Source organism: endosymbiont GvMRE of Glomus versiforme (genome assembly GCF_003546845.1).
This window is the reverse complement of record NZ_NWVA01000002.1, coordinates 18,575-42,335: the sequence shown is the minus strand read 5'-3', so window position 1 is coordinate 42,335 and position 23,761 is coordinate 18,575. Positions and strand designations below refer to the sequence as shown.

Below are 23,761 nucleotides of genomic sequence, written 5' to 3'. Positions count from 1 at the left end.
TCTCTAGAATTCACCAGAGTTTTGGCATATGGTGGTGCCTGATTAATAATTTCATTCATAATTTTGTTTGTTTTGCTCTTTCTGTTGTTGGGATGAACTTCCCCAGTTTTTTATTTTCGGCATTTGTTAGCCGTTTGTCCAGTTAAGGACTATCCAGTCTTCTCATCATACTTTTTCTTGTATAAATGAAGCCAAGTTAAAAATTAAAATAATAATATGAGTAACACTAACGAACAAAAAGGTAATTATTATATTATCGCTGACCATCTTCGCACCACCATTTTTGCTTTAGCGGATGGTGCTGACTTCGCTCCAAAGGGTCGGGGTTATATTTTGAAAAAATTGGTTAAAAGAGCAGTTTTATTAAGTTTTTTTTTTAATTTTTCTCCTGAGGATTTACTAATGTTTAGCCAAAAACTGGTTGAAGTTAACGGCTCATTTTATATTCACCTAAAAGAAAAAGAAAGCCCAATTCTTGATAATCTAAAAAAAGAAATTAATCATAACTTCAAATTTATTCAAAATTCTACTCACAAAATTGATATTTATTGTCAAAAGAATCCGCAAAAACTAATTCCTGCTGAGAAAATTTTCTTTTGATATGACACTGATGGTATACCTTTGGAATTGATTGAGTACTGTTTGAAGAAAAAAGGGTGTGATTTTTCACAAACAGAATTTAATAAACTGTTAGAAAAACAAAAAAAACGTGGCAAAGAAGACCGTGAAAAGAAAGGAGTGGTAGCATTTTAATGAAATTAATTTGCTTTTTTGTCCCTAATTTTCTAATTTCATTTTAATAAATTCTTTGTCAACTTCTTCCAAAAAAGAGGAGCAACTGTCCTGTTTGCTGCTGATTAAAAATAACAGTCTCTTTGCTCGAGTAATACCAACATAAAAAAGACGCTTTTCTTCTGTTAAGTCTTTATTTTCTTTGTAGGGCAAGGTTCCTTCATCCAAATAAACAAAAAAAACAATCTCAAATTCTAATCCTTTGGCTTGATGAATAGATGAAAGAATAAGATTATTACGAGTTTTAATTAGTTTTTTATCTTCAAAAGCAATTAAAAAGTATTGTAAAAAAGCACTCAGTATTTCCGTTAGATTGTTATCAATAGTTCGACGTCTTTTTTCCCAAGTTTGAGCCACGTTGAGGAATTGTTGAATATTTTTCTCTCTTTCACGCGGATTATTGGTTTTAGTTTCTAAATGTTTTCAATAAGCAAAGGCTTCCAAAATTTCTGAAATAAAAGGGGTTAAGGGCTTTTTTTGGTTAAGAGCGTTTTTAAAATTATTGATTTTTAGTACAAATTCACAAATTTTAGCGGTTTGTTTTGGGCTGAGTTTCAATTTTTCGATTTCTGCATTATCTTTTTCATTATCCTCGGAAGAAAGGTTAATAATATTTTGGTAATTGTTTAAATATTGATAGATACTTGTTCCCTGCTTTTGGCTGTTAACTTCAATTTTTTCAATAGTGCGGGTGCCAATTCCTTCCATTAAACTTAAAACTCTTAGCAAAGAAAGATTATCTTGGTAAAGAATAGTCCGTAAAAAAGCCAAAACATCTTTAATTTCTCCTCTTTCAATAAATTTAAAGGCTCCCAGGATTTCATAAGGAATTTTTTGGGAAATTAATTCTTGTTCAATTCGCATAGAGAGATAGTTATTTCGATAAAGAAAAGCAATATCACTAAATTGTAGTTTTTCCCTGGCTAATAACCAGCGAACGCGACGAATAATCAATTTTAAAGGAAAATAACTAAACTGGACAATTTTGGCCCCTTCTTCTTTGGTGGGAACTAACAAATTTTTAATTAATAAGCCATGGTTTTTTTTGACAAAAGAATTAGCCAAGGAAAGAATGTTATTTGTTGAACGGTAATTAATGTTTAAGTAAACCACAGTTCATTCTTTATTTTCCGCCAAAGAAGAAATTAAATGCGGGCTGGCTCCTTGAAAACCATAAATAGCTTGGTTCGGGTCGCCGACCAGGAATAAATTTTGTTTTTTACTAGTTAACTGTTGAACGATTTCTCACTGAATATCATTAACATCTTGAAACTCATCAACGAGAATATGAAGAAACTGTTTTTGATATTCTTTTTTTATTTCTGGGTGTAAATGAAAAAGTTTAATGGTATAAATTAGTAAGTCATTAAAATCCAAAGCTTGATTTTCTTGTAAGTATTTTTGGTATTCTTGATAAATTTGGTATCTTGGACGGTCAACTTCTGTTAAATCCAAGGGGTCAACACCAAAGTTATTTTTTCACTTGCTGATTAAAGAAAGAATGGTGCTAATTTCCTTTTTTTCAGCACTATAATTAAGTTCATAAATAATTTTTTTGATAATATTTTCTTGGTCGTGACGGTCATAAACAGGAAATTTGTTTTCGGGAAACCCTAATAAATAAGCATGTTTACTTAAAAGAGCATAGCAAAATGAATGAAAATTATAAATATTTAACTCTGATTTTTGAGTGGGGTCAATATAAGGATAAATCCTTTTTTTAATTTCTTTAATGGCTTTTTTAGCAAAGGTTAAAACTAAAATTTGCCGAGACTCAATTTTTTTTGCGGCTAACAAGTGGATAACTCGACTAATTAAAGTTTTGGTTTTTCCACAACCGGGTCCAGCAATCACACAAATTAATTTATGCTCTTCTAAAACGGCTTTTTTTTGTTGGGGATTTAACTCTTGTAAATATTCCATTACTATAAGAATTTTTGACTTATTATTTTTCTTTTAGGAAAAAATTGTATTTTGTTTACTATAATATAATGATAAAAAAATATCATAAAAATTAAAAAGTTGTTAAAATATATATATATATATATGGAATTATGACAAAAACAGATATTAAATTTACAGTAAAAGAAGTTTCACGAAGGGGAGATGATCGATTCCTCTTTTCTTCAACAGACCCTATTGAAATAAAAGGAACTAGAATAGAAAATCCTATCATCTTTATTCAAATTTCAGAAGCCATGACTGAAAGAAGATTTCAAGTATTCAAAGAAGGAGATGTTATTACTCTCCTTGGAGTAGATGAAGGCAAAGTGAAAATAGTAGGCATCGAGAATGATTCTATAGATATAGGCTCTCGGGCTCTCTACGATGAAATTACTGTGTCAAGTTCAAATCCTAATCAACAAGACAAAGTTTTATCTTGAATAAATGGTCCAGATGGTTTTTTGTTATGTGCTGCTTTTAATCACGAAAATATGCGGTTGGAATTTATCAATAGTCTTGATGGAGAAGCCATCGGCATAAATGAAGTAGACCCCAATAATATTTTAGACGAATTAGAAAAATTTATTCGGCAAAGGAGAAGAGAATTTCACTTAAATGAATATAAGCACCAAAACATTGATAACGGAGGAGAAGATTTTAATGGATTTAACCGCGGTGGTCGTTGGCAGGAAAGTTGGTGAAACTATGACCGAGAAATAAAGTATGTTGAAAGAAATACTCTGCATCCAGCTATTTTCCTGAATGAAGAAAGATACCAACGAATATACGACTTATTGGTTAATAATCTTAGTGCCGAGGAGTATGTTAGAATTGATGATAATGATGAAAGTAAGAATTACGAAAATGGTGCTCCGGCTTATTTCCGAAGACAAAAATGAACTGGACACAAAAGAACTCCCTATAAAGACAGCCCTGAATGAGAAAAAGGAATGCCAAAAGAGAAAATTGAAAAACGACACAGAACTGTTGTGGTAGTTAATCCCCAATCAATAGCCGAACACAATCAAAATGTTGTCGAAGAATATAATAATGCTTATAGTTCAGAAATCAGAAGAATTAATGCCCTTTTTGTGGAATATTGAAATCGAATAAATGAACAGCGAGAAAATTTGCCATCCAGCAAACAAAAATTATTAGCCAAAATAGAAAGAAAAAGCCAGCAAAAATTAATTCAAGATGAAGAAATTACCGTTTTTACTGAATTACAAGAATTAACTTTGCTTAACCCTAATGCCGAAGCAGAGCAAATAATTCAGCAAGCCGAGCAGAATTTTAGGCAAATAGAACTAAATCAAATACTTTACGAGGCAAAATGACGACTAATTTGATTAATGGCTCAATTATTTAATGAAGAAAAGCCTGTTGCTCCGGAACAAGAACAAACTAAGGAACTATCTCTACCTGAACCAGAAAAAGAGATAGAAACAGAAGAAGAGCCAGAAAGCGAAGACAATGAAGAAAAAATTAAAGATGATGATAAGATTGCTGAAAAAAATGTTCCTGAAAAACCTCTAATAAATACCAATGTCAAAGTTAAAGAAAAAGAAGACAACTTACTCGAAGCCAAAAAAAACGTTCAGCAAAAAATTAAGGAATTATTAAAAAAACACTCCTTGGTTGACCAAGATTTGCCCCAAGAATATCAAAACTGGTATGAGCAAATTCAAAAATTAAATTCCGAGCAAGAATTAAATCAGTTTCTTCAACAAATGGAAGAAGTTATGAATAAAAAGGCTCAATCTCTTAACCAAAACTCTCTTTCTCCACAAGAAAATAGCAAAAATTATCACTTGCTTTTTCTTGGTTTAGGAGCAATTGTTCTCTGTTTAGGAGGATTAATTATTTTGCTTGTTTCTCCTTTACGAAAAAAGAAAGATTAACCAAATAGATTACAAAAAAAGACAAAAAATTAAACTGAAACTCTAATTCCTGGACCCATGGTAGTAGAAAGAGTAGAATTGCGAATATAATCACCCTTTCAACTAGTTGGTTTTAAAGAAATAATAGTTTTATAAGCACTTTCATAATTTTTTTCTAATTGCTCCAAGGAAAAAGAAGTTTTGCCTAGTAAAAAGTGAATATTACCTTGTTTATCAGTTTTAATTTCTATTTTTCCTGCTTGAATTTCTTTTACTGCTTTTTCTAAATCATCAGTTAAAGTACCATTTTTACTATTCGGAAACAGCCCTTTTGGTCCTAAAACTTTGGCCAAAGGTTTAATTTTATCTTGATAAGAAACGTGAGCCAAAACTTTTATTTTTTTTTCCTTATTAACTAATTGAGTAATTTTTTCGGCACTTACCATTTCTATTCCTTCTTTACTTTGAAGTGCTGGTGGTAATTCTTCACCAATGATAATAATTTTTTCTTGCTTTTTAAGCGGATAAGGCAAATTTAACGGGATTCGCAACGGCACTTTTTTCTCATTTCAACGTAAAGAAACAGCCATTTTAATGTTTTCTGACTTTTCTGGGTTGTTCTCTTGGAGAAATTTTAAAGCCTCAGTGAGAGAATAATGCTTATTTGGTTCGATTTTTTGGGAAACTTCCCGATAACGTTTAGAGCGTTTAACATTCATATATATAACATTTTTAATTTTTTATCTAGTTTTAGCGATATTTTTTTAAAAATAAAATTATTATGAATATTGATGAGCAAATGATAATGTTGGTCCAAAAAGTCGGACGAGAAGTTTGAGAAAACGGAGAATTAAGCCCAGGTAGTAGAGCCATTTTGCGTTCAATTAGCGTTAGCCAAATTCGCCAATATCGAGAACAATTTCAGCAAAAGGTTTTTCAACAATTACGCTACTGAGCAAACACTCCCGCCCAGCAAGAATTATTAGACGCAGCAATAAATTGTGGACAAGTTTTCGCGAATGATTTTGACTATTATTGTAAAGACTGTTTGGATATTCTTTGTGATAATAAGGGAAGTGCTATAATTAATAAATTACTTTCTCACACTAGCCAATATATCAATAATTACGTGGTTGTAGAAGACACCAGCGAAATTGATGACGCTACTTATCAACAAATGCGTTCACAATTTAAACAAATTATCTATTATGTTCAAGAGCAAATAAGAAGTCGTGGATTTACCAAAGTCGATGAAGAAAGAGGAAAAGAAATATTAAGAAATTTAAGCGTGGAAGACATTAGGACAATCCGTGAAATCTTGCGAAAGTTTGCTCTCAAAACCATTGACACTGAAACTGAACTTTATAGCCAAATTCCAGCAATTTGAAGAACAGAAACTAAAAATCTTTTTAAATCAATAGTTAATTTATGCGCTGGCATTTTAGACGAAAATTTAATTCATGATTGTTTACAAATTGGTCTAGACAATAACGTTAGTCATGAAGAAGCACAAAATAGAATTCTTAAAAGACTAGCCCAACAACTAAATACATGAGCGGCACAAAGAAAATTCTATGTGAAAAAGGCTTCTCCTACTAGCATGACGAAAATTTTGCCTTTAACTCAACAATTAACTAATGAAACTAATAATTACCAAGTTCAACAATTACAAGAAGAAATTAAGCGGCTGCAAAAACAAATTCAGGACTTAAAAGCAGAGAGAGAGTAAAGAGCCTGGTCTTGGTCCCAACTTCTACCTTGGCGATGGGACAATAGAAAATTACCAAAAAGAATTAGAAAAAAAACAAAGTCAATTGGAAAGTTTACAAAATCAAGAAGGAAATAACAAAAAACCGGTAAATTTCCGTTTAATTAGTTTCGGTGATGATCTGGCTAATCAGGCTGTTCAGGAACAGTTAAATGAGTTTGCCAAAAAAATGGAAAAATTTGATAATCAGCAGTCTAAGGAAAACAAATTAAGTGGTGGTACAATTACTTTAATTATTTGCGGCTGCTTCTTAGTTGGCGGTTTGATAGTTTTCTTGTCGTGGCTTGCTTTTCGTAAGAAAAAAGTTAAATAAAAAACTTGTGAATTAAATTTATGGGATTTTACACACTTTACTCCCTGTTTTTTTATTTCATATAAACACAAAGTTGAATAAGGGAGAAATAAACATAAAAATTTCTAATATGAAATTCATTGATGAAATTTCTTTAACGGTCAAAGCTGGCGATGGTGGAAATGGCGCTGTTTCCTTTCGTCATGATTACCGAAATCCCAAAGCTGGTCCTGACGGAGGTAACGGCGGAAATGGTGGTCATGTTTATTTTCAAGGTGATGAACAAATAAATTCTTTCTTTTCTTTAAGCAGCAAAAAAACTTGGGCGGCTGACAATGGAACTAACGGACAAAATCAGTTGAAGACTGGCAAAAATGGAGAAAGTATTCATATTAAAGTCCCCTTAGGCACAATTATTAAATTAAATGAAGAAAAACCTGCTTTTGCCCAAAATTACAAAGAAATAATCCTGGGAGAAATTTTGTTTCCCCAGCAAACTTTATTAATTGCTAAGGGAGGAAAAGGTGGATGGGGAAATGCTGCTTTTGCTTCTTCGGTCAATCGAGCCCCTCATTATGCCCAAAAGGGTCGCTCAGGAGAAAAATTTCAATTAAAATTAGAATTAAAGATTTTAGCTGATGTTGGCTTGTTAGGTTTGCCTAACGTCGGCAAAAGCACTTTAATCAATGCCCTGACCAATACCAAAGTAAAAACTGCGAATTTTCCTTTCACCACTCTCAATCCTCAATTAGGAGTTTTAACCAAAGGAGAACAAAAGATAACTATTGCTGATTTGCCAGGAATTGTAGAAGGAGCAGCCCAAGGGAAAGGATTAGGTTTACAATTCTTACAGCATATTGCACGCTGTTCTCTGGTTATTTATGTTTTAGATGCCAGCAGAGACAACCCTTGGCAAGATTTAAATATTTTAGAAAAAGAATTAAAAGATAGTGGTTTTACTGAGTCCCAAAGCAAGCAAAAAATAATCATTTGAAATAAAGTTGATTTGCTTTCCTTAGCGAAAAAAAAAAGGTTACAAAAAGAGAGCCAACTTGAGTCAAGTAACGAAAAACATTTTTTTGTCTCAGCGACCCAAAGAATTAATTTAGATTTATTGACCCAAGAATTATTTGAGTCAATCAAAAAAAACCAAGAAACAGTTACTTTTTCTTCTCCTCTCCATAAAATTTATGATTTTACAGTTCCTATTGACTGGCAAATAGTTTCTTTAAAGCCTCATTATTGAAAATTAACTGGTTCTTTTATTGAGAATTTAAGCCAGAAATACTCTCAACTGGAAGAATTAATTCAACACTTAAAAAAAACTAATTTGAGTGAGTATTTGCAACAGAAAGGGGTAAAAAATAATGACGTGATAGTTATTAGTAACCAAGAATTTTTTTGGCAATATGAGAAACATAGTTAAAGGAAACATTTTTCTCAAAATTATGGGGAGTAGAAATGATTTTAACTGTTAAAATTAGTATAAAAATACAATTTTTGTTAGTAATATTTTTTCAACAATTAATTTTCTTTCAGAATTTTTATTTCTTCTTTTAAAAACTTTTCGTTTTCTTTAACTCTTTTTCGTGGAGTTTCTAATATCTTAACTTTTCCGTCGAGCCGGGGATGGTGAACTATTTTTTTTAAGGCTTGCAACCCAATTTCTCCGTAGCCAATATTTTCATGACTGTCTTTTTTTTTTCTCCCCGATTCATTTGGTTTAGCAGAATCATTAACATGAATAACCCATAACTTTTCTAAACCAATTATTTGGTCAAATTCTTCAATTACGTTCTCCAAATTATCTTTAATATTATAGCCAGCATCATATAAATGACAAGTGTCTCAACACACGCCAATTTTTTCCTGGCAATTAACTTTATCAATAATGAATTTAAGTTGTTCAAAGGTAGTTCCTAACTCATTCTTTTTACCTGACATAGTTTCCAAAGCAATTCTAATCTTTGAATTTTTAGTCAAAACTAAATTTAGCCCCTGAATTATTTGGTTCAGACCTTCCTCTTTTGTGGCCGTTAAACAACTTCCCGGATGCAAAACCAAAGTTTTTAAGCCAATTTCTTCCATTCTTTGGATTTCCTTTTGTAAAAATTTTACCGAAAAATCAAAGGTTTCTTTTTTTATCGTGTTCGCTAAATTAATTAAATAAGAACCATGAACGATAACGTTGTCAATATCAACATTGTTTTCCTTTAATTCTTGCTTGAATTCAGAAACTTTTAAAACATTTAGAGGTTGCCGAAAACTATTTTGTGGAGCACCAAGATAAATCATTAAAGCATTAGCCTCATAACTTAATGCTTCTCTGACGGCTCCTAAAAGATAATTAGGAGTTTCTAAACGGCAATGACGACCAATTATTAAATTATATTTTACAATATTTATGTTTTCCTTTCAAAACGAAACTTTTGAGTTGCTTTTATTTCTTTGAAACTTATATGGCACAGGTGACAGGAGTCGAACCCGTATCCCCAGGACTGAAGCCCGGTGTTCTGCCATTTAACTACACCTGCGACCAAACTTAAACAGATTTTTTATATTATTATTTTATCACCTTTACATCTCTGGACCACCTGGACTTCTTTGTGGTTTTCGGTCATCTCCTTGGTTTCGGGAAGCAAAAATTTCAGCTTCAAGATAATGGCGGGCTCAATCCATTCATCGTCAATCAAGCCGGTTATAATAGTATACTTTTTCTACTGCCTTAACAATTGCCGTTTCGGTAAAAACTTTCGGCGAAACTCAGGGTATTTCTTCGTAAACTACTTTTCAAACATCGGCACCGGTAAATAAAACTCGACCGTCCTCCGGGTCAAGTTTTCCTCCTGGTTTAATTCCCATATCACTGTATTTTATCTTGTATTTATCATTTTTAGTCATTTCTTCTCAAATTTTTTTGGCAAATTTAGTCCTAAAAGCAATTCTTCCTAGTCGACCAAAAAAATCCGGGTTCTTATCATATTTATCGCGATGAAAATTGTCTAATACTTTTTCAATAATTCTAAAAAGTTCAGTTGGTTCGGGATAACTAACCAATAATTTTTTGCTTAATCTTCCAGGACGAAGTGCCGCTTGATTAAGGTGTTGCAAAAAGTTAGTAGTGCCAATGATTATTATATTCGCATATTTGGGGTCGTCAACAACAGTTTGAAACTCTTTGGCTGCGGTGCCACTTATTTCTCCTCCTATTTGGTCAATTTCATCAATTAAGGCAATAATAGTGCTTCCTTTTGGTAACTCTTGCAACGCAATGTCAAAAATGCTTCTTACTTTTTCCCCTAAACTTTGACCTTCTTTGTTTCCCAGTTCCTCCGCTATGCTGACTTTAAAATAATCACCTCGCAAGTTCATAAAAAAAGAATTGGATTCTTTGGCAATGGCTTTGGCTAGCATGGTTTTTCCCGTGCCGGGGGGACCAAAAAGAATCATATGCTGAGACTTACCTACTAAATCTTTTTTATTTGCATTTTCCTCTTTTATCATCCTAGCATTAGTTTTGCATTCTCAAACAATCTGTTTCAGACTACCTTGACCTTCTTGCCGGGGGTCAAATCCAATATCTTCAAAACTAACATCAATGTTTTTAGGGTCAGTAATCCCTGCCCGGCGATAGCGTTCTGCTTTTTCTTCTCTTTCTTTTCTGGATTTGGCTTCGTCAGCAAGTTTTTTTTCGATTTGAAGTTTAGATTTTATTACTTGGCCTAAGTTAGTCTCCGCAGGAAGTTTCTTCGTATCACCATAAATTTTACAAACATGACCACTAGCTCCGGCTAAAAGAATTAGGAAAAGAAAGAAAAGAGTGATTTTCTGTCAAGTACAAAAAGACCTAAGTCTCACATTATTGTGGAGAAAATAAGTTTCCAAATAACTTTCTAAATTGCTGGGAGCAAAATGACAAACAAAGTTAATAGATTTTTTTTGTGTTCCCTTGCTTAAATGTAAAATTCCTTTTAAAGTGGCATAATTACGAAAAGTAGTTATTTCTAAATTATCAAACTTGTTTACTGAATAACTAGTTTTTTCGTCCAAAGTGTAAGTTTTTTTTTGGAGAATTTGGGTTTGCTGTTGTGGAGTAATATTAACTTTAATTAACCAGTTAACTAATCATCCTGAAAGAAGAAAATAAATAAATATTAGTAATCCCGCAAAAGACAAAACAAAAATAGCTCTTGATACACTATCTACATTTCCGTCGCTTCATTTTAGAATTTTTTGTAATGTTTGTCACGGGCTAATAGCGAATAAATACTTTGATTTGGTAATTCATCAGGCCACTAGTCCGCCCCCTACATAACGCAATAACTTTACTAATCTTACTGTTCAAATATTGCCAAATAGAGTTATTTTGGTTTTATTAATTTGCTCTTGAAAGTTCATATAAGTATTTTTATAACTAACTAACTTTGTATCTAGTAAAAACAATGATAAATACTATCAAATTATTGAAAAAATGAGCCGCAATCGGAAAAGCGAGATTTCAGCCACTTAGACGATAAATACAAATTAAATAAAAAGAAAAAATGCCATAAAATATAAGATATTTAAGAATGCCAATCCAGGAAAAAGCAAAAATAAATCAACCAAGATGCATAAGCATAAAACCAAAAAAAGAAAGAAGATAAGGCAAAAGATTATTTTTTTCAAAGTTATCAAAGATTAAACCACGAAAAAAGCATTCTTCTACCAGGGGAGCAATTATACAAACAAGCAAAAAACTAAGCAATGGTCCCATACTGTGAAACATTTTCACTTGTTCGGGAATCATTTGGGGTGACAAAAGTAAGCCCAACAATAAACCAGCGGCAAAATTAAATAAAACCACCAGTCAAAGTTGGTGATAAACCTTTTCCGTAAAAGCAGTTTTGATTTTTTTTCAATTTTTTGGTAAAATCCAAGCCGCACAAATTAAAAAAGGAATTTGGCCGACAAATAATAACCAAATTTTTCCAGCAAGTTCTAGATTAAACATTGATATAATAATATTTTTGCTAAGTGAAGAAACTTTTAAATCTTAAAAATTAGGTTCATTTAAAGTACTGTGTTTTTTAGAGAACCGTAAAGTTAAACAATTACTTGACTAGGAAGCAAAGAATTTTATAACATTTGCTTAATTTAACTAATCAAAAGCAATTTAGCCTGGACAATTAATTCGTTATAATTATCCTCCGACAAACCAGCCAAATAATTTTCAACCTGTTGAGGCAACACATCTTGTTGGATAATCCTCGCTAAGCGTTGGTGAATTTGTTCTTTTTGTGTAGGGTCTAACTTATTATAGAGAATAATTAATTCATAATAACTTTATTTTAGATTTAGATAAATAATAATTCTAAGTTTAAAAGCACGCGAATAGAATATATTGCTTTAAAATGGCAATAAAATTCGTGGATTTTGAATAATTTTTTGTAAATGTGAAACTAACTTATCAATATCATTATAATTGTTATATATCCCAAAGGAAACTCTTAAAGCAGAATTAGCACTAATTAATTTATCTAAATAAGGACAACAAAAATTTCCTGCCCGAATCAGGATGTTGTTCTTTCCTAAGTAGTCAACTATATCATGAGCATGGTAAGATGCCAGGTTAAAGGTAATAATATTAGCCGAGACCAAGTTTTGGTTATAAATGGTTATGTTCTTAATTTTTTTTAACTTCTGGAGAGTATAGTTTCGCAAATCATTTTCATATTTGTAAATCTCTTTAGTGGCGAAATTATTTAAAAACTCAAAAGCGGCTTTTAAGCCAAAAATTTCCGCTAAAGGTAAAGTCCCTACTTCCATTTTTTGGGATAATGGCAAGTTTTGGTTAGTAATTTCTTCCGTTGGCCCGATTTTTTTGCCTCCTCCCCATAATAAATGAGGTAATTTTTCTCCCAATTCTTTTTTTATTCATAGAACTCCGATACCAGTTGGTCCGTAAACTTTATGTCCTGATAAAGCCAAAGCATCTATATTTCACTCTGTTACATTAATGGGAACATGGATAATACTTTGACAAGCATCTAAAATAACCAAGCATTCAGGATTGATTTCTTTAATTTTTTTGGTAATTTCTGCTGCGGGGTTAATTACTCCTAAACTATTACTGACATGAACGAAACTAACTATTTTAGTTTTCTTATCAATATATTTATCTAACTTATCAATATCAATAGTAAACTCTTTATTCAAAGGCAAGAAATCAACAATAACTTTTTTTTCTTTGGCAATGGCTTGTCAAGGGTGAAGATTAGAACTGTGTTCAAGGTAAGTTAGGCAAATTCGGTCTCCTTTCTGCAAATGATTTTTTAAAGATAAGGCAAGAAAGTTCAAGGCATGAGTAGTAGAAGGCAAAAAACTAGTTTCTTCTGCTTTACCCTTAATTTTTTGGGCAATTATTTCCCTAGTTTCTTGGATAGTTGTTCATACTTTTTTAAATAAAGGACTGCTGCTTTCACTGTGAGAATTAATAGAATATTTTTGGTTATAATCATTAATGGCTTGAATCATTGTTTTGGGCTTTAAACTAGTTGCGGCACTGTCTAAATAAATTAATTGCTTTTGCTTTTTAAAAATGGGAAACTCTTTCCGAAAATTATCCATATAAAATAATATTAATGAAAATTCTGGCAATTGGCGATATTTTTGGCAAATTAGGAAGAAAAATCGTTAAAGATTATTTAAGCCAACACAAACAAGAATTTGACCTAGTAATTGCTAATGTTGAAAATGCTACTCACGGCAAGGGAATATCTGATAAACACTATCAAGAATTGAAAAAGACAGGAATTACCATTATGACTTCAGGTAACCACATTTTTCATTTAGAGGAAACCACAGAACTTCTTAATAGTGTTTCTGATTTATTGCGTCCCCTTAATCTCAAACCTTACCATCCTGGTCGTGGTTCGGTTTTAATAGATATTGAAACTAAAGACAAAAGGACTAAAAAAGTTAGAATTACTAATCTTTTAGGAACTAATTTTATACCACTCGGAGCCCAAAATCCTTACTTTGCTTTGGAAAAAATAATAAAATTGCAGGATTGTGACCTGCATTTAGTTGATTTTCACGCCGAAACTACAGCGGAAAAAAATGCCTTGGCTTGGCATTATGACGGACAAATTACTGCTCTTTGGGGAACTCATACTCATGTCCAAACAGCCGACGAGAGAATACTACCAAAAGGAACTTTTTTTTTAAGCGATGTAGGAATGACTGGTCCAAGCGAAGGAATTATTGGGGCTGAACCTGAAGGAATTATCCAGAGAAGCAAACATAAAATTTTTTCTCCTATGCGCCCTTGTGAAAAAGGACAATCCCAATTTAACGGTTTAGTTTTAGAAATTGATGATAATAGTAATAAAGTGATTAATTTTCAAAGGATTAATTTTAGAAATATTTTCCTATCCTAACCAGAGTTCAAATGAAAAATCCTAAAAATATAGCAACGAAAAATCCCACAATCAACAAAGTAATAATTAGTCTTTTTTTCTTTCTTCATCGGTAGCAATGATAGCATAGCCAAAGCGAAGCCGTGTCAGAGCCGCCACTGCCTCATCCACCTCCGCCTCCTCAACCGCCTCAACCTCAACGACCGCCAAAAACACCAAGTCCAGAACCACGATTTTCCTTTATTTTTATTTCTCTACCTTCAGGAATTTTGCGATTACAATCAAAGCAAATTTTCTTATTCATATTTAAATTTTAATTTTGCTTTTATGAATAAGCAACTAGAACAAGAAATAGAAAAACAACAGGAAAGGGCTAAATAAGGGCAGGGATATAATTTATTTTAAGAGTATTTTCTTAATCTAGAAACAGTTTCTTTTGGTTGAGTTAAGGGCTTGATTTCTCTTTTAATTTGCTCTTCAAATAAATCCTTGCTAACTTCTAAAGTCATAATGTTGTGGCAAATTCATTCAAAATTGGGCACTGATACAAAATAAACTCCTAGTCGCAAAGCCATTTCAGTATCAATATTTCTCTTCTTTTGACAAATTTCACTGATTAATGAGTTCTTGCAGAATATACTACTAACCCTTATCAAACTTCTCTACTCGAAAACAATCCATTATTCCTAGAATATGAGGGTTATTATCATCACAACACCAAATTAGTTTATAGGCTTTGTTGTTACTGTATAGAGGAACGTAGTAATAATAAGTGTATTGATAATAACGACTATCTATTCTAATTTCTTCTTTGCTAACTAATTGGGGAACTAATACCTTTCTAATTAAATCATCACTGATTAACTTTTCGGCTAATTCGGGAATTAGTTTAATTCCTTTTCTTGCTAACGCATCTAGATATTCTTGATTATGTTTTTCATAATAAGGGCTAATTTCTAGTTTAGTGAAATATTGACCGTCAATAACTAAATCACACTCATATTCTCTTAAATTAGTAGGCTTTATGGGTGGCTTTTTGATTATCATGTTTATTATTATTAATCTTTATTTCTCAAGGCATGGCTAATTCCTTTAAATAATCTGTCAATTCTTCAAAGGTAAGTTTATCGATATGACAAAACAAAATCTTTTCTACTTTAGCATGGGCAATTCCTAATTTTTTAGCAAGTTCTTTTTCAGTAAGATTATTTTCCCTTTCATAGCGAGCAATGGTTTTACAGAGTTTATATTTAGCTTTATCTAATTCAGTAGCTCAAGGAGTTAAGCCAATATTAGTTCTTCTATCACTTCTTTGGGCTCTTTTTACTACCCTCTCAAATTCTTCCTTGGGAGGAAAAACAAATCTTTTAGGGCTAGGGCTAACTTTTTTAATTGCTGGCATAATATTTTTATTTTTAACTCCCACTAATTATCCAAAGTATCAGCAATTAAAGACACTGTAATTCAAAATAATCCCTCTACTGGCTTATAAGCGGTCTCTTGGGCTTTTTTAGAGTAAGTGTTTCGCTGTTGAGCAATTTGGTTTTCTAACTCTTCGATTTTCAGAGCAATAGGTTGTTTGACTTTGTTGTCTCGTTACTAAAATACTTTTTCAAATGCTTAAATGTTTTTAAAGAAAATTTTCATCACTTATTTTTAGATTTTTATATTTATAGTTTCTTGGGCGTTTCTGCTCTCTCTCTCTCTCTCTCTCTCTCTCTGTATTTTGAAAAAAATCTACTGATTCTTCTATTAATTCCACAATGTGACATCTCCTTTTCAAAGCCATTTCTTTCACTTTTCAGTAAAAACTCTCCTTTACTCTTAAACCTAATTGTTTAGTTCTATTGGGTTCTTCATCTTCCTTCATTTTGTTCATATGCGTATAATATATATAATTATTTTTAACTACTACTCAAAAATTTTTATTTATCTATCAATCTAGATTTATATATTTATTGCAAAAAATAGATATTATGAAGCACAACAAAATAACACAAAATTCAAATGCACCAAAAAATATTATTCCTTTTTCCTATGAGAGAAAAGAGCATAAATTACAATTTCAAGAAATTAAAAACCCATGATTATTTAAATTAGATTTACAGTTTTTTAATGAAGATGATGAAATTAGTGATGACGAAAAAACACTAAAAGAAAAAAAAGTTAAACAACGAAGATTTTTATCAACTGTAGACCAAAAAAAATTATTGGAAGCAGTAGAAAAAAAAAGAGACAGAGCATTAGAATTAGCAAATGAACTTTATGAAAACAATGAAAGATTAAATGTTGAAATTGAAAAAATTAAGGATGAATTAAATCAAGCACAAGAAAATGCGAGATTAGCAGCAGAAGCAGGACAAAACTTTTTACAAAATAATGGAGAATTAACCAAAAAAATAACCTTTCTCGAAAATCAATTAAAAAACAACAGTGAAGAAAGATACAATGAATTACTTACGGATTGAGAAAAAACACAAGAATATAATGACGAACTTCAAAGCCAAAATAAAAAACTACAAGAAGAATTTGCCGAATTAAAAGAGAGAAAAACAATCATTGCAAACAATTCTTATTCTCTTGAATACAAAATTGGTTATAAACCAATGGGTACAGAATGAGATAAATTAAACAATCAATTGGATGAAGAAAAAGATAAAAATACTGAACTTCAAACTAAAATCAATGATTTAGAACAAGAAAATGAAAATACTAAGAAAGGAATTGAGAAACTAAAAGAAGACCATAACGGTGATTTTAAGAATTGAGGAAAAGAATCAAAACAACAAAATAGTAAAATCACTAAACTAGAAGAAAAGAATAATAAATTAAAAGAGGAATATAATGAGTTAAAAACAAAACTCAATGATTCTGAAAGGCTATCACGACATTTACAAGGAACAAATGAAGGTCTTCTCGCTGAAAATGAAGAGAAAGAATTAATGATTAACGGGTTAGAAAAGCAAAATGATATTTTAATAAATGGCAATGGAATCTTAAATAACAAACTTAACGAATCCCAAAGAAAATTATCCGAACATACAAGCCAACCGCATTTGGAATATGAAACTAGCGATGGTGAAGGGACTACTACACAAAAAATAACTGTTGAAGGATATAAACAATTAGCCGAGGAAAACAGAATTCTAAAAGAAATTAATCAAAGATTAGAAAATAACTCTTCACCAAGCAGCAGAGTTGTTTCCCGTCGTGGTACTCTTTACAACAACAGCAACAATTCCTCTTCATTAAATATTAAAGGCAATTTGTTTGATTCCCTTGATAATAAACAAGTAGAATTTCAAAAGGAATTAGAGAAAAAACTTCTTGAAGAAGAAAAAAAGAACTCCAACGGCAAACTTTTTAATAAGATAGTAGGTTCAATCTAGAGGTTCCCTCCAATTAAGAAGAGGTGGACGAAAAACCCGAGGCAGCCGTTCCGATGGAGATAATTATTTTTCACGACCATTAACCGAACCTATTACGATAAAAACAAAGTTTAAAGCCATAGAATTTCCCAATAAATCTCCTAGCAATAGTAGTGCTCCTTCTGCTCCGCAATCTCCTTATTACTATAATCAAAGTCCCTTAGAAGATGAACATGCTTTCACTGGATATTCTCCTGCCGAATATGAAGAACTAAACGAACAAAAAAAATTAGCCGAAAAAACGGCCCTTGAAAATTCTCTTGAAATTACGAAAAAGAAGGAAGAAATAGAAGAGTTAAAAAAATCAGTAACTAGACTATCCAAAATGGTCCAGGAAAACAAAAACGAGAACCAAGACCAAAAAAATAACAACGCAATTCTCAAAAAAGCCTTAAATGATTGAGCCGCTAATATTCACCAACTAGAAGAAGAAAAAAACTTATTAGAACAACGAATTGAAACCGCAAAATCAACCCTTTTAGCAACTCCTTCTGATAGCAGTATTCAAGAAGAAGAGGTTAATCAAGAAAATTCTCCCCCCGAAGGAACTAGTGATTGAGCAAAAGAATCCAAAAAAATTCAAGAAGCATCGGAAAAATCTCTTAATAATTTAAGAAAAACAAAAACTAGTGAAAGACTAGCCAAATCTTTAACCAGTTTAGAAAATGCAATAGAAAAAAACAAAAATGATTGACAAAATGCTCGGAACGAACTGGGGGAAGAATTTCCGGACCTATCTCTTAACCTAGAAGATTTTATTTTTGATTCTGATAACTCCGATGAGAACAGCAACGAACTCTCTACCGATGACCAATTTGAGGAAGGAGACGAAGAATTAGCCAACGACCCATCAGTTAAAAATTTAAAAGAACTTTTGAAAGAAGCAACAGAAAATATAGAAAATGATAAAGAAAAGGCAAATGCTATCAGCGAAGGAAACAAAACCCCAGAACAACGATATATCACAAGTTTAGAAGATGATATAAAAAAAAGCCAGGTTGACGCGGAATATATTTTGGAAGGGTTGGAGGCTGCCCAAGAAGAGCAAAACATGAATGACATCATGGAAAGCCAAAAAATTGATTTAGGAGGATTACATGATGATGCTAACGAACAAGTATACAATTGAGCCAAAAAAGAAGCTAAATATTTGGAAGAAATAAGAGAACTTGAAGAAAAAGCAGCGACAAGTTCTAGAAATTTTAAGCAACTTCAAAAAGACCTTGAAAGAAAAGAGCATGAACTTAACCGAAAAAAAAGCACAACCCGCTCCTTAGAATTCGACAAACGAGACCAAATAAAAAAAGAAGAGGAGCAGTTAAGAAAAGACAAGGAACAACTCAAAAGGTATGAGAAAGAAACAAAAGAACCTTATGAAGAAGATATAAAACGGCAAATAAGAAGGAAAAACAAAAAAGCAAAAAATGCCAAAAAAATGAAAAATGTTTTTGCCGAAAAACAACAAATTCTTAAAGAAGATTTGAATAAAGTTGAGGAATTAAAAAATGTTGCCGCAGAACGAAGCAGAAGAATAGAAAATTTACAAAGAGAAGTGAAAGATTACAAATCTGCTTCCCTTACCTCCACGACAAAAAAAGAAAAAGAAAAAGAGGAATTAGAAGAAAAGTTTAAAAAACAAATGCAAAATTTACTAGAACTTGCCATTCAAGACCAAGAAGGTTTGTTTAAAATCGCTGTCCAACAGTTAGAAGAGACAAACAGAAAACACACTCAACTCATTAAAGAAATTGAAGATAAAAAAGAAGAACAAAGAAAAAAGTATGAAGCAAAAATAAACAAATTAAACGCTGAAAAAAACCAAAGCCAAGAACTTTTGGCAAAAATCCGAAAAGAATATGAAGATTCGCAAAAAGAACTTTTAGAAGAGCAAAGAAAAATACAAGAAGTTAGAAATTCAGGAAAAGAGTTGGAAATTAAAGAGTTGGAAATTAAAGAGTTGGAAAGAAGATTAAGAGCAAAAGATTTAGAAATCCAAAGTTTAAATTTAAGGTTACGAAAAGGACAAGGACATTCCAGAAATAGCAGTTATTCTTCATCTTATTATTTTGACTCTCCTCGGTCAGGAACGCCAGACACAGAACTTAGTGAACCGTATTTAGACGAAGTCCAAGGCGATGAGACATGTAATATTCCCAAACACGCAAAATTAGAAGAGGAAATTAAAAGATTAGAAAATGAATTAGAGAAAGCCAGAACAGAAAATAATAATCAATTAAATAAATATCTAAATACTTTACAAGGAGATTGCCAATATTATTTAGGAATGGGAACCATTACTGGAGGATGATATCACTACTGACAAGAAACCGAAAATACTTTAAATGAGTTTAATCAAAACCAAGTTAAAATTGGCTTGAAAAAAATTTCAGATAAATTAAATTCCGAAGCAACTGAATGAGATGGTGAAGAAAAAAAACGCCGCTTAGGGAATTTACAAGAACAATTAAAGAAACTTTTTGATAAAGAAGAGTTTGAGGCTGAGGAGGAAAATCAACAATTAGAACCAAAAAACACTGATAATCAAAAAAAACTTACTGAAAAGGAACAAGAAGAGGTTAATAATATAGCCAAAGGTTTGGACGAAGCATATAAAAAAATAGTCAAAGAAAAAACAAATGACAAAAATAACCAATTCAAAGGCAAACAAAAAGATTTAGGAACATATCGTCAGCAAAAAAAAAATGAAGGAGAGATGAAAGATTGATTTACTCCTCGTCGATGAATAATTGATAGAGAAATCGATTGGGCTATGGGGAAAGTAGTCAACGAAATTGATTATAGAAAAGTTGCTAAATATAAAATTCTAGACAACATCGATTTTATGTTTGTCAAAGAAGTTGATAGAAACGATTTTGAAGGCTCAATGGCCTTTCCGACGCTTCTTAGTAATTTAACTAATAAAACATCTGATGGGGAGTTAGTATTTATTCCGGTCAATAATCCGAATTTCCATTGAAGTTTACTAGCCTATGAAAAAGATACCAAAACATTTCACCACTGAGATACTTTAGAGAATGCTCCTAATCATGGTTATGCTAAGCCTGTAGTTAAGGAATTATTACAGCATCTGCATAATAGTAATAGTCCTGATTTGATAAACACTCATTTCAAACTTAAAAACAAAGTTAGACAACCTAACACTTATGATTGCGGAGTAGCCGTAATTGCTTTTATGGAAAAAATGATTAAGGAGAATGGTTTAGATACTGACCTTAGTGACCTGAATAATAATTTCGGACCAGAAAGAAAAAAATGAAGAACAAGAGTAGAAGCAGAATTGGCTAAAAAAGAAGATAATAATTTAAATTCTTCCCCAGAAGAAACAATTGCTACTACTAGCAGTGAAAATCCTTCCATTACTTCCGCCCCAAAAGACGAAAACTCCGAAACTGAAAAAGATTTGGAAAACACCAACGAATTATCAACTGCCGAAACCCAAAAAAATACCACTAATGAAGAACAACCAAATGAAAAGATAAAACAATTAGAGAAAAAACTTTTAGAATATGAAGTTAAAATCAAAAACGATGCTGGATTACTAGAAAATGCTGGAGAAAGAATAGAAGAATTAGAAAATGAATTAGAAAATGAAACAAACAATTGGCAAACAGATTACAATAATTTAGAGGAAGAAAAAACCGAAGTAGAAAATGAAAATCAAGAACTTAATCAACAGTTAGACCAACAAAACCAAGAAATTTTAATCTATCACAAAGCAGCCAATTTAAGAGAAAAAAATATAAAAAACTTAGAAGAATTATTGGAAGACTATGAAACTAATGAAGAATTTTTTGATGCTTCCGAAGAAGAACAAGAAATTTTTTATGATGCTGAAACTGGTGAAGAAAATACAGAGGATACTCAATTAGAAGTTATTGATAATACTCAACAAAACCAAATGAGTTATTGAGAAAAAATAAAAAATCAGGCTCAACAAGTAGGAAAAATGCTTAATGAAACTTCAAGACAAGTTAAAAGTTACCTGGTTAATACTGATGGCAAAACCTTAAAAGCACTGGGATTTTTAGCATTAAGCGGTGGTTCTGCTTATGCTGGTTATCAAGCTTATCCTTATTTAAATTCGGTTAATCTGCCCTCTAATCAAGTAAACTTTAACGAGAATTTAGTAAATAATTTTACCAATCCATTTAATAATCCTAATAATTCAACTCCTCCTTACTATTTCAATATTTCATTTGAACTTCCAATAAATAGCACGCATAATACTACTCAAACTTTTTATTTTGATTTTGCTAACAAAACAATTAAGGAAAATTCTACTTACTATTTAAATTTAGGGAAACTAACGCATGAGAACCTGGTGCCAGAAACCATTACCCACACTAGCACGGTCACTCCAGCACCAGTTCACAACACGGTTAGCCAAACTTTAGAGGCAGAAAACAGCAATACAAATAAAATTAACGAATTAGAAAATATTCTTAAAACTGAACAAAAAACTAACCGTGATTACAAAATACTTAATTGAATAAGAACTGCCGGAGAAATTGGAGCAGCATGATATTTAATTAAACTGGGTGATAAAAAAGAAAAATTAGGAAAAATTGATACTATTGATGAAATTGAAGAACAATTAAGAAACGAGCAACAAAATCATCACCAAACTAGAACAGAAAGGGATAATTACCGAGGCCAAGCCGAACAAGCAAAAACTCAATTAAATAATCATATTTGTCCTGTTTCTGTTTGTCTCCATCATGATTACCAAGAAATTAAACAAAAAAATCAAGAACTAAAAATAATTGTTTCTTCCTTGGAAAAAGATATTCACAACAAAGAGACACAAATTATCCAAAAGTTAATTACTGATTTAGAATTAATTAATTTAGATGAAAATGCTAACGTAGAGCAAGTAATTGAAACTATTCGTGAGTTAATTAATAAACCACCAACTACTAATATTGAGTATAAAGGAAATTGAGAAAATGAATTAGAAATAGCCAATCAAACCATCACTAAATTAGAAAAAGAACTAAAAGAAGAGCAAACTCCTTTTGGAGAAGACTTACAAGTTATTAAAAACCTTGAATTAACCAGTTTAACAGAGTTATTTGGTCAAGTAAATAATTACTATCAAGAGCAAATTCAACAAGCCGCTAATTACCAACAAGTAGTTAATGCCCGACAAGCCTTTATTCAAGAGAAATTAAGCCAAAAACAAAATACTTTATCAGTAGTTAATCAGCCTAAGCAAGAATTAATTCCATCACCAAAAAATGAAGACATAATTTTAAAAGTTGCTTTAATTGGAAGTTTAATAACTATTGGAGGATTAATTGTTAGAATGCAAAATGTAAAAAGAAACAAACAAATTAAAAACTAAATACGAAATTTGTGAAAAGATATTAGGCTATCAAGAGGATAATAATTTATCTGATAAAAAATATCGCTTAATTTTTTGCTTCAAAGATAACACCACTAATTCATTTATGCTAGTTCTCTTTTTTTTAAGCATTCTCATAAATTACAAGCAGACATTATTTTTTCTTGAATTTCTTCAAATTCTTTTTCACTGACTTTTCCTAAAAAAGAATTTTCAATAATTCGCCCTAGGCTATAAGTTTTTAATTGGTCTATCATGGCTTTTCCTTTCTTACCTTCAATTATCACTTTTACTTCAAAAGGGTAAATCTTGGCTAATTCGGCTTTTTTAGTAGTAGCAGGAACAATAATGCAGCGTTTATTCCATTTATTTAATCCTTCGACTGAAATCACTATCCCAGGTCGAGTTTTCATGGCTTCGGTGCCTTCGGTTTCTTTCCGACTAATGCGAAACATGTAAACTTCACAAGGATAAACAACACTAGGATATTTACTTACCTTTGCTTTATCGACCATATCTTTTGCTTAATTCTTCCTCATCTTCTTCGTCGGCTTCTTCTCAAAGTTTTATTTCTCTTTCTCGCTCTTTATCCTTAATTGCTTCGCCATAATCAGCAAAAATGTTCTCCTTGCTTTTCATTTCAATATACTCACGTAATTTATCTTTTTTGGTTGTTTTCTTATCGGTTAGCGGTTCATTAAAAATAATCTCGTGTTCGATATGACTTTTGGCGAGAAAAGTTTTTAGTTTGTCAGCATTGGAAGTTTTAATTATTACTAGCTCAGTCATAATATGTAGTTTTAAATATTCTCCAAAAAGAATTAAACGACAGGAGAGCCGAATGTTTTGCGCTGTAGTGCGAAACAGGAAGTTCAAAAAGAAACACCTAACTTTT

General features: G+C 31.5%; 20 protein-coding genes and 1 tRNA gene. 8 read left to right on the top strand and 13 right to left on the bottom strand.

Annotated features, from left to right (window positions below; translation table 4 throughout):
• The first annotated feature begins 216 nt into the window (after positions 1-216).
• Positions 217-753 carry an alanine--tRNA ligase-related protein gene (locus GvMRE_RS03800; protein ID WP_147409948.1) on the top strand — a complete coding sequence of 179 codons (537 nt, stop codon included), beginning with the start codon at positions 217-219 and terminating at the stop codon, positions 751-753.
• Positions 754-777: 24 nt separating this feature from the next.
• Here GvMRE_RS03800 and GvMRE_RS03795 read toward each other — a convergent pair whose 3' ends face one another.
• A complete protein-coding gene (locus tag GvMRE_RS03795; RefSeq protein WP_147409947.1) occupies positions 778-2,715 on the bottom strand; it encodes an ATP-dependent helicase in 1,938 nt (645 codons plus the stop codon).
• Positions 2,716-2,846: 131 nt separating this feature from the next.
• On the opposite strand from GvMRE_RS03795, the gene GvMRE_RS03790 reads away from it, so the two are divergent.
• Complete coding sequence (locus GvMRE_RS03790; protein ID WP_147409946.1) at positions 2,847-4,637, top strand: hypothetical protein; 1,791 nt, start codon at positions 2,847-2,849, stop codon at positions 4,635-4,637.
• A 29-nt stretch (positions 4,638-4,666) separates the two neighbouring features.
• Here the strand turns inward: GvMRE_RS03790 and GvMRE_RS03785 are convergent, their stop codons facing one another.
• The gene (locus tag GvMRE_RS03785) at positions 4,667-5,335 is read right to left on the bottom strand and encodes a hypothetical protein (RefSeq protein ID WP_147409945.1); all 669 of its coding nucleotides are present in this window, start codon (positions 5,333-5,335) and stop codon (positions 4,667-4,669) included.
• A gap of 62 nt (positions 5,336-5,397) precedes the next feature.
• Between GvMRE_RS03785 and GvMRE_RS03780 the strand changes: the two genes are divergently transcribed.
• From GvMRE_RS03780 to cgtA, 3 genes are all read left to right on the top strand, one after another.
• The gene (locus GvMRE_RS03780) at positions 5,398-6,345 is read left to right on the top strand and encodes a hypothetical protein (RefSeq protein ID WP_147409944.1); all 948 of its coding nucleotides are present in this window, start codon (positions 5,398-5,400) and stop codon (positions 6,343-6,345) included.
• An 85-nt stretch (positions 6,346-6,430) separates the two neighbouring features.
• Positions 6,431-6,697: a hypothetical protein gene (locus tag GvMRE_RS03775; RefSeq protein ID WP_147409943.1), complete on the top strand. Its 267-nt coding sequence runs from the start codon at positions 6,431-6,433 to the stop codon at positions 6,695-6,697.
• A 109-nt stretch (positions 6,698-6,806) separates the two neighbouring features.
• Positions 6,807-8,102, top strand: coding sequence for an Obg family GTPase CgtA (gene cgtA / locus GvMRE_RS03770; protein ID WP_147409942.1), 1,296 nt, complete (start codon positions 6,807-6,809; stop codon positions 8,100-8,102).
• A 98-nt stretch (positions 8,103-8,200) separates the two neighbouring features.
• Here the strand turns inward: cgtA and GvMRE_RS03765 are convergent, their stop codons facing one another.
• From GvMRE_RS03765 to GvMRE_RS03745, 5 genes are all read right to left on the bottom strand, one after another.
• On the bottom strand, positions 8,201-9,142 hold the full coding sequence (locus tag GvMRE_RS03765) for a deoxyribonuclease IV (RefSeq protein WP_216361613.1): 942 nt from the start codon (positions 9,140-9,142) through the stop codon (positions 8,201-8,203).
• Positions 9,137-9,210, bottom strand: a tRNA-Trp gene (locus GvMRE_RS03760). The genes GvMRE_RS03765 and GvMRE_RS03760 overlap by 6 nt, the downstream gene beginning before the upstream one ends.
• Positions 9,211-9,253: 43 nt before the next feature.
• A complete protein-coding gene (locus tag GvMRE_RS03755) occupies positions 9,254-11,074 on the bottom strand; it encodes an ATP-binding protein (protein ID WP_147409941.1) in 1,821 nt (606 codons plus the stop codon).
• A gap of 16 nt (positions 11,075-11,090) precedes the next feature.
• Entirely contained in the window at positions 11,091-11,666 is a 576-nt protein-coding gene (locus GvMRE_RS03750) for a CPBP family intramembrane glutamic endopeptidase (protein WP_147409940.1), read from the bottom strand.
• A 395-nt stretch (positions 11,667-12,061) separates the two neighbouring features.
• A complete protein-coding gene (locus tag GvMRE_RS03745; RefSeq protein ID WP_147409939.1) occupies positions 12,062-13,282 on the bottom strand; it encodes an aminotransferase class V-fold PLP-dependent enzyme in 1,221 nt (406 codons plus the stop codon).
• A gap of 14 nt (positions 13,283-13,296) precedes the next feature.
• On the opposite strand from GvMRE_RS03745, the gene GvMRE_RS03740 reads away from it, so the two are divergent.
• Positions 13,297-14,094 carry a TIGR00282 family metallophosphoesterase gene (locus GvMRE_RS03740; protein ID WP_147409938.1) on the top strand — a complete coding sequence of 266 codons (798 nt, stop codon included), beginning with the start codon at positions 13,297-13,299 and terminating at the stop codon, positions 14,092-14,094.
• On the opposite strand, the gene GvMRE_RS03735 is transcribed toward GvMRE_RS03740, so the two are convergent.
• The 4 genes from GvMRE_RS03735 to GvMRE_RS03720 form a co-directional block, all read right to left on the bottom strand.
• On the bottom strand, positions 14,072-14,377 hold the full coding sequence (locus tag GvMRE_RS03735; RefSeq protein ID WP_147409937.1) for a hypothetical protein: 306 nt from the start codon (positions 14,375-14,377) through the stop codon (positions 14,072-14,074). The genes GvMRE_RS03740 and GvMRE_RS03735 overlap by 23 nt on opposite strands.
• Positions 14,378-14,715: 338 nt before the next feature.
• Positions 14,716-15,120: a hypothetical protein gene (locus GvMRE_RS03730; protein ID WP_147409936.1), complete on the bottom strand. Its 405-nt coding sequence runs from the start codon at positions 15,118-15,120 to the stop codon at positions 14,716-14,718.
• Positions 15,086-15,475: an XRE family transcriptional regulator gene (locus GvMRE_RS03725; RefSeq protein WP_147409935.1), complete on the bottom strand. Its 390-nt coding sequence runs from the start codon at positions 15,473-15,475 to the stop codon at positions 15,086-15,088. The genes GvMRE_RS03730 and GvMRE_RS03725 overlap by 35 nt, the downstream gene beginning before the upstream one ends.
• 228 nt (positions 15,476-15,703) lie before the next feature.
• On the bottom strand, positions 15,704-15,952 hold the full coding sequence (locus GvMRE_RS03720; RefSeq protein ID WP_147409934.1) for a hypothetical protein: 249 nt from the start codon (positions 15,950-15,952) through the stop codon (positions 15,704-15,706).
• Between the two features lie 97 nt (positions 15,953-16,049).
• On the opposite strand from GvMRE_RS03720, the gene GvMRE_RS03715 reads away from it, so the two are divergent.
• Both GvMRE_RS03715 and GvMRE_RS03710 read left to right on the top strand, forming a co-directional pair.
• Positions 16,050-17,462 carry a coiled-coil domain-containing protein gene (locus GvMRE_RS03715; RefSeq protein WP_147409933.1) on the top strand — a complete coding sequence of 471 codons (1,413 nt, stop codon included), beginning with the start codon at positions 16,050-16,052 and terminating at the stop codon, positions 17,460-17,462.
• 364 nt (positions 17,463-17,826) lie between these two features.
• Complete coding sequence (locus tag GvMRE_RS03710; protein ID WP_147409932.1) at positions 17,827-22,866, top strand: Ulp1 family isopeptidase; 5,040 nt, start codon at positions 17,827-17,829, stop codon at positions 22,864-22,866.
• Positions 22,867-22,970: 104 nt separating this feature from the next.
• Here the strand turns inward: GvMRE_RS03710 and GvMRE_RS03705 are convergent, their stop codons facing one another.
• Together GvMRE_RS03705 and GvMRE_RS03700 are read right to left on the bottom strand one after the other, a co-directional pair.
• Positions 22,971-23,381 carry a type II toxin-antitoxin system PemK/MazF family toxin gene (locus GvMRE_RS03705; RefSeq protein ID WP_147409931.1) on the bottom strand — a complete coding sequence of 137 codons (411 nt, stop codon included), beginning with the start codon at positions 23,379-23,381 and terminating at the stop codon, positions 22,971-22,973.
• Entirely contained in the window at positions 23,371-23,655 is a 285-nt protein-coding gene (locus GvMRE_RS03700; RefSeq protein ID WP_147409930.1) for a hypothetical protein, read from the bottom strand. The genes GvMRE_RS03705 and GvMRE_RS03700 overlap by 11 nt, the downstream gene beginning before the upstream one ends.
• Positions 23,656-23,761: the final 106 nt, after the last annotated feature.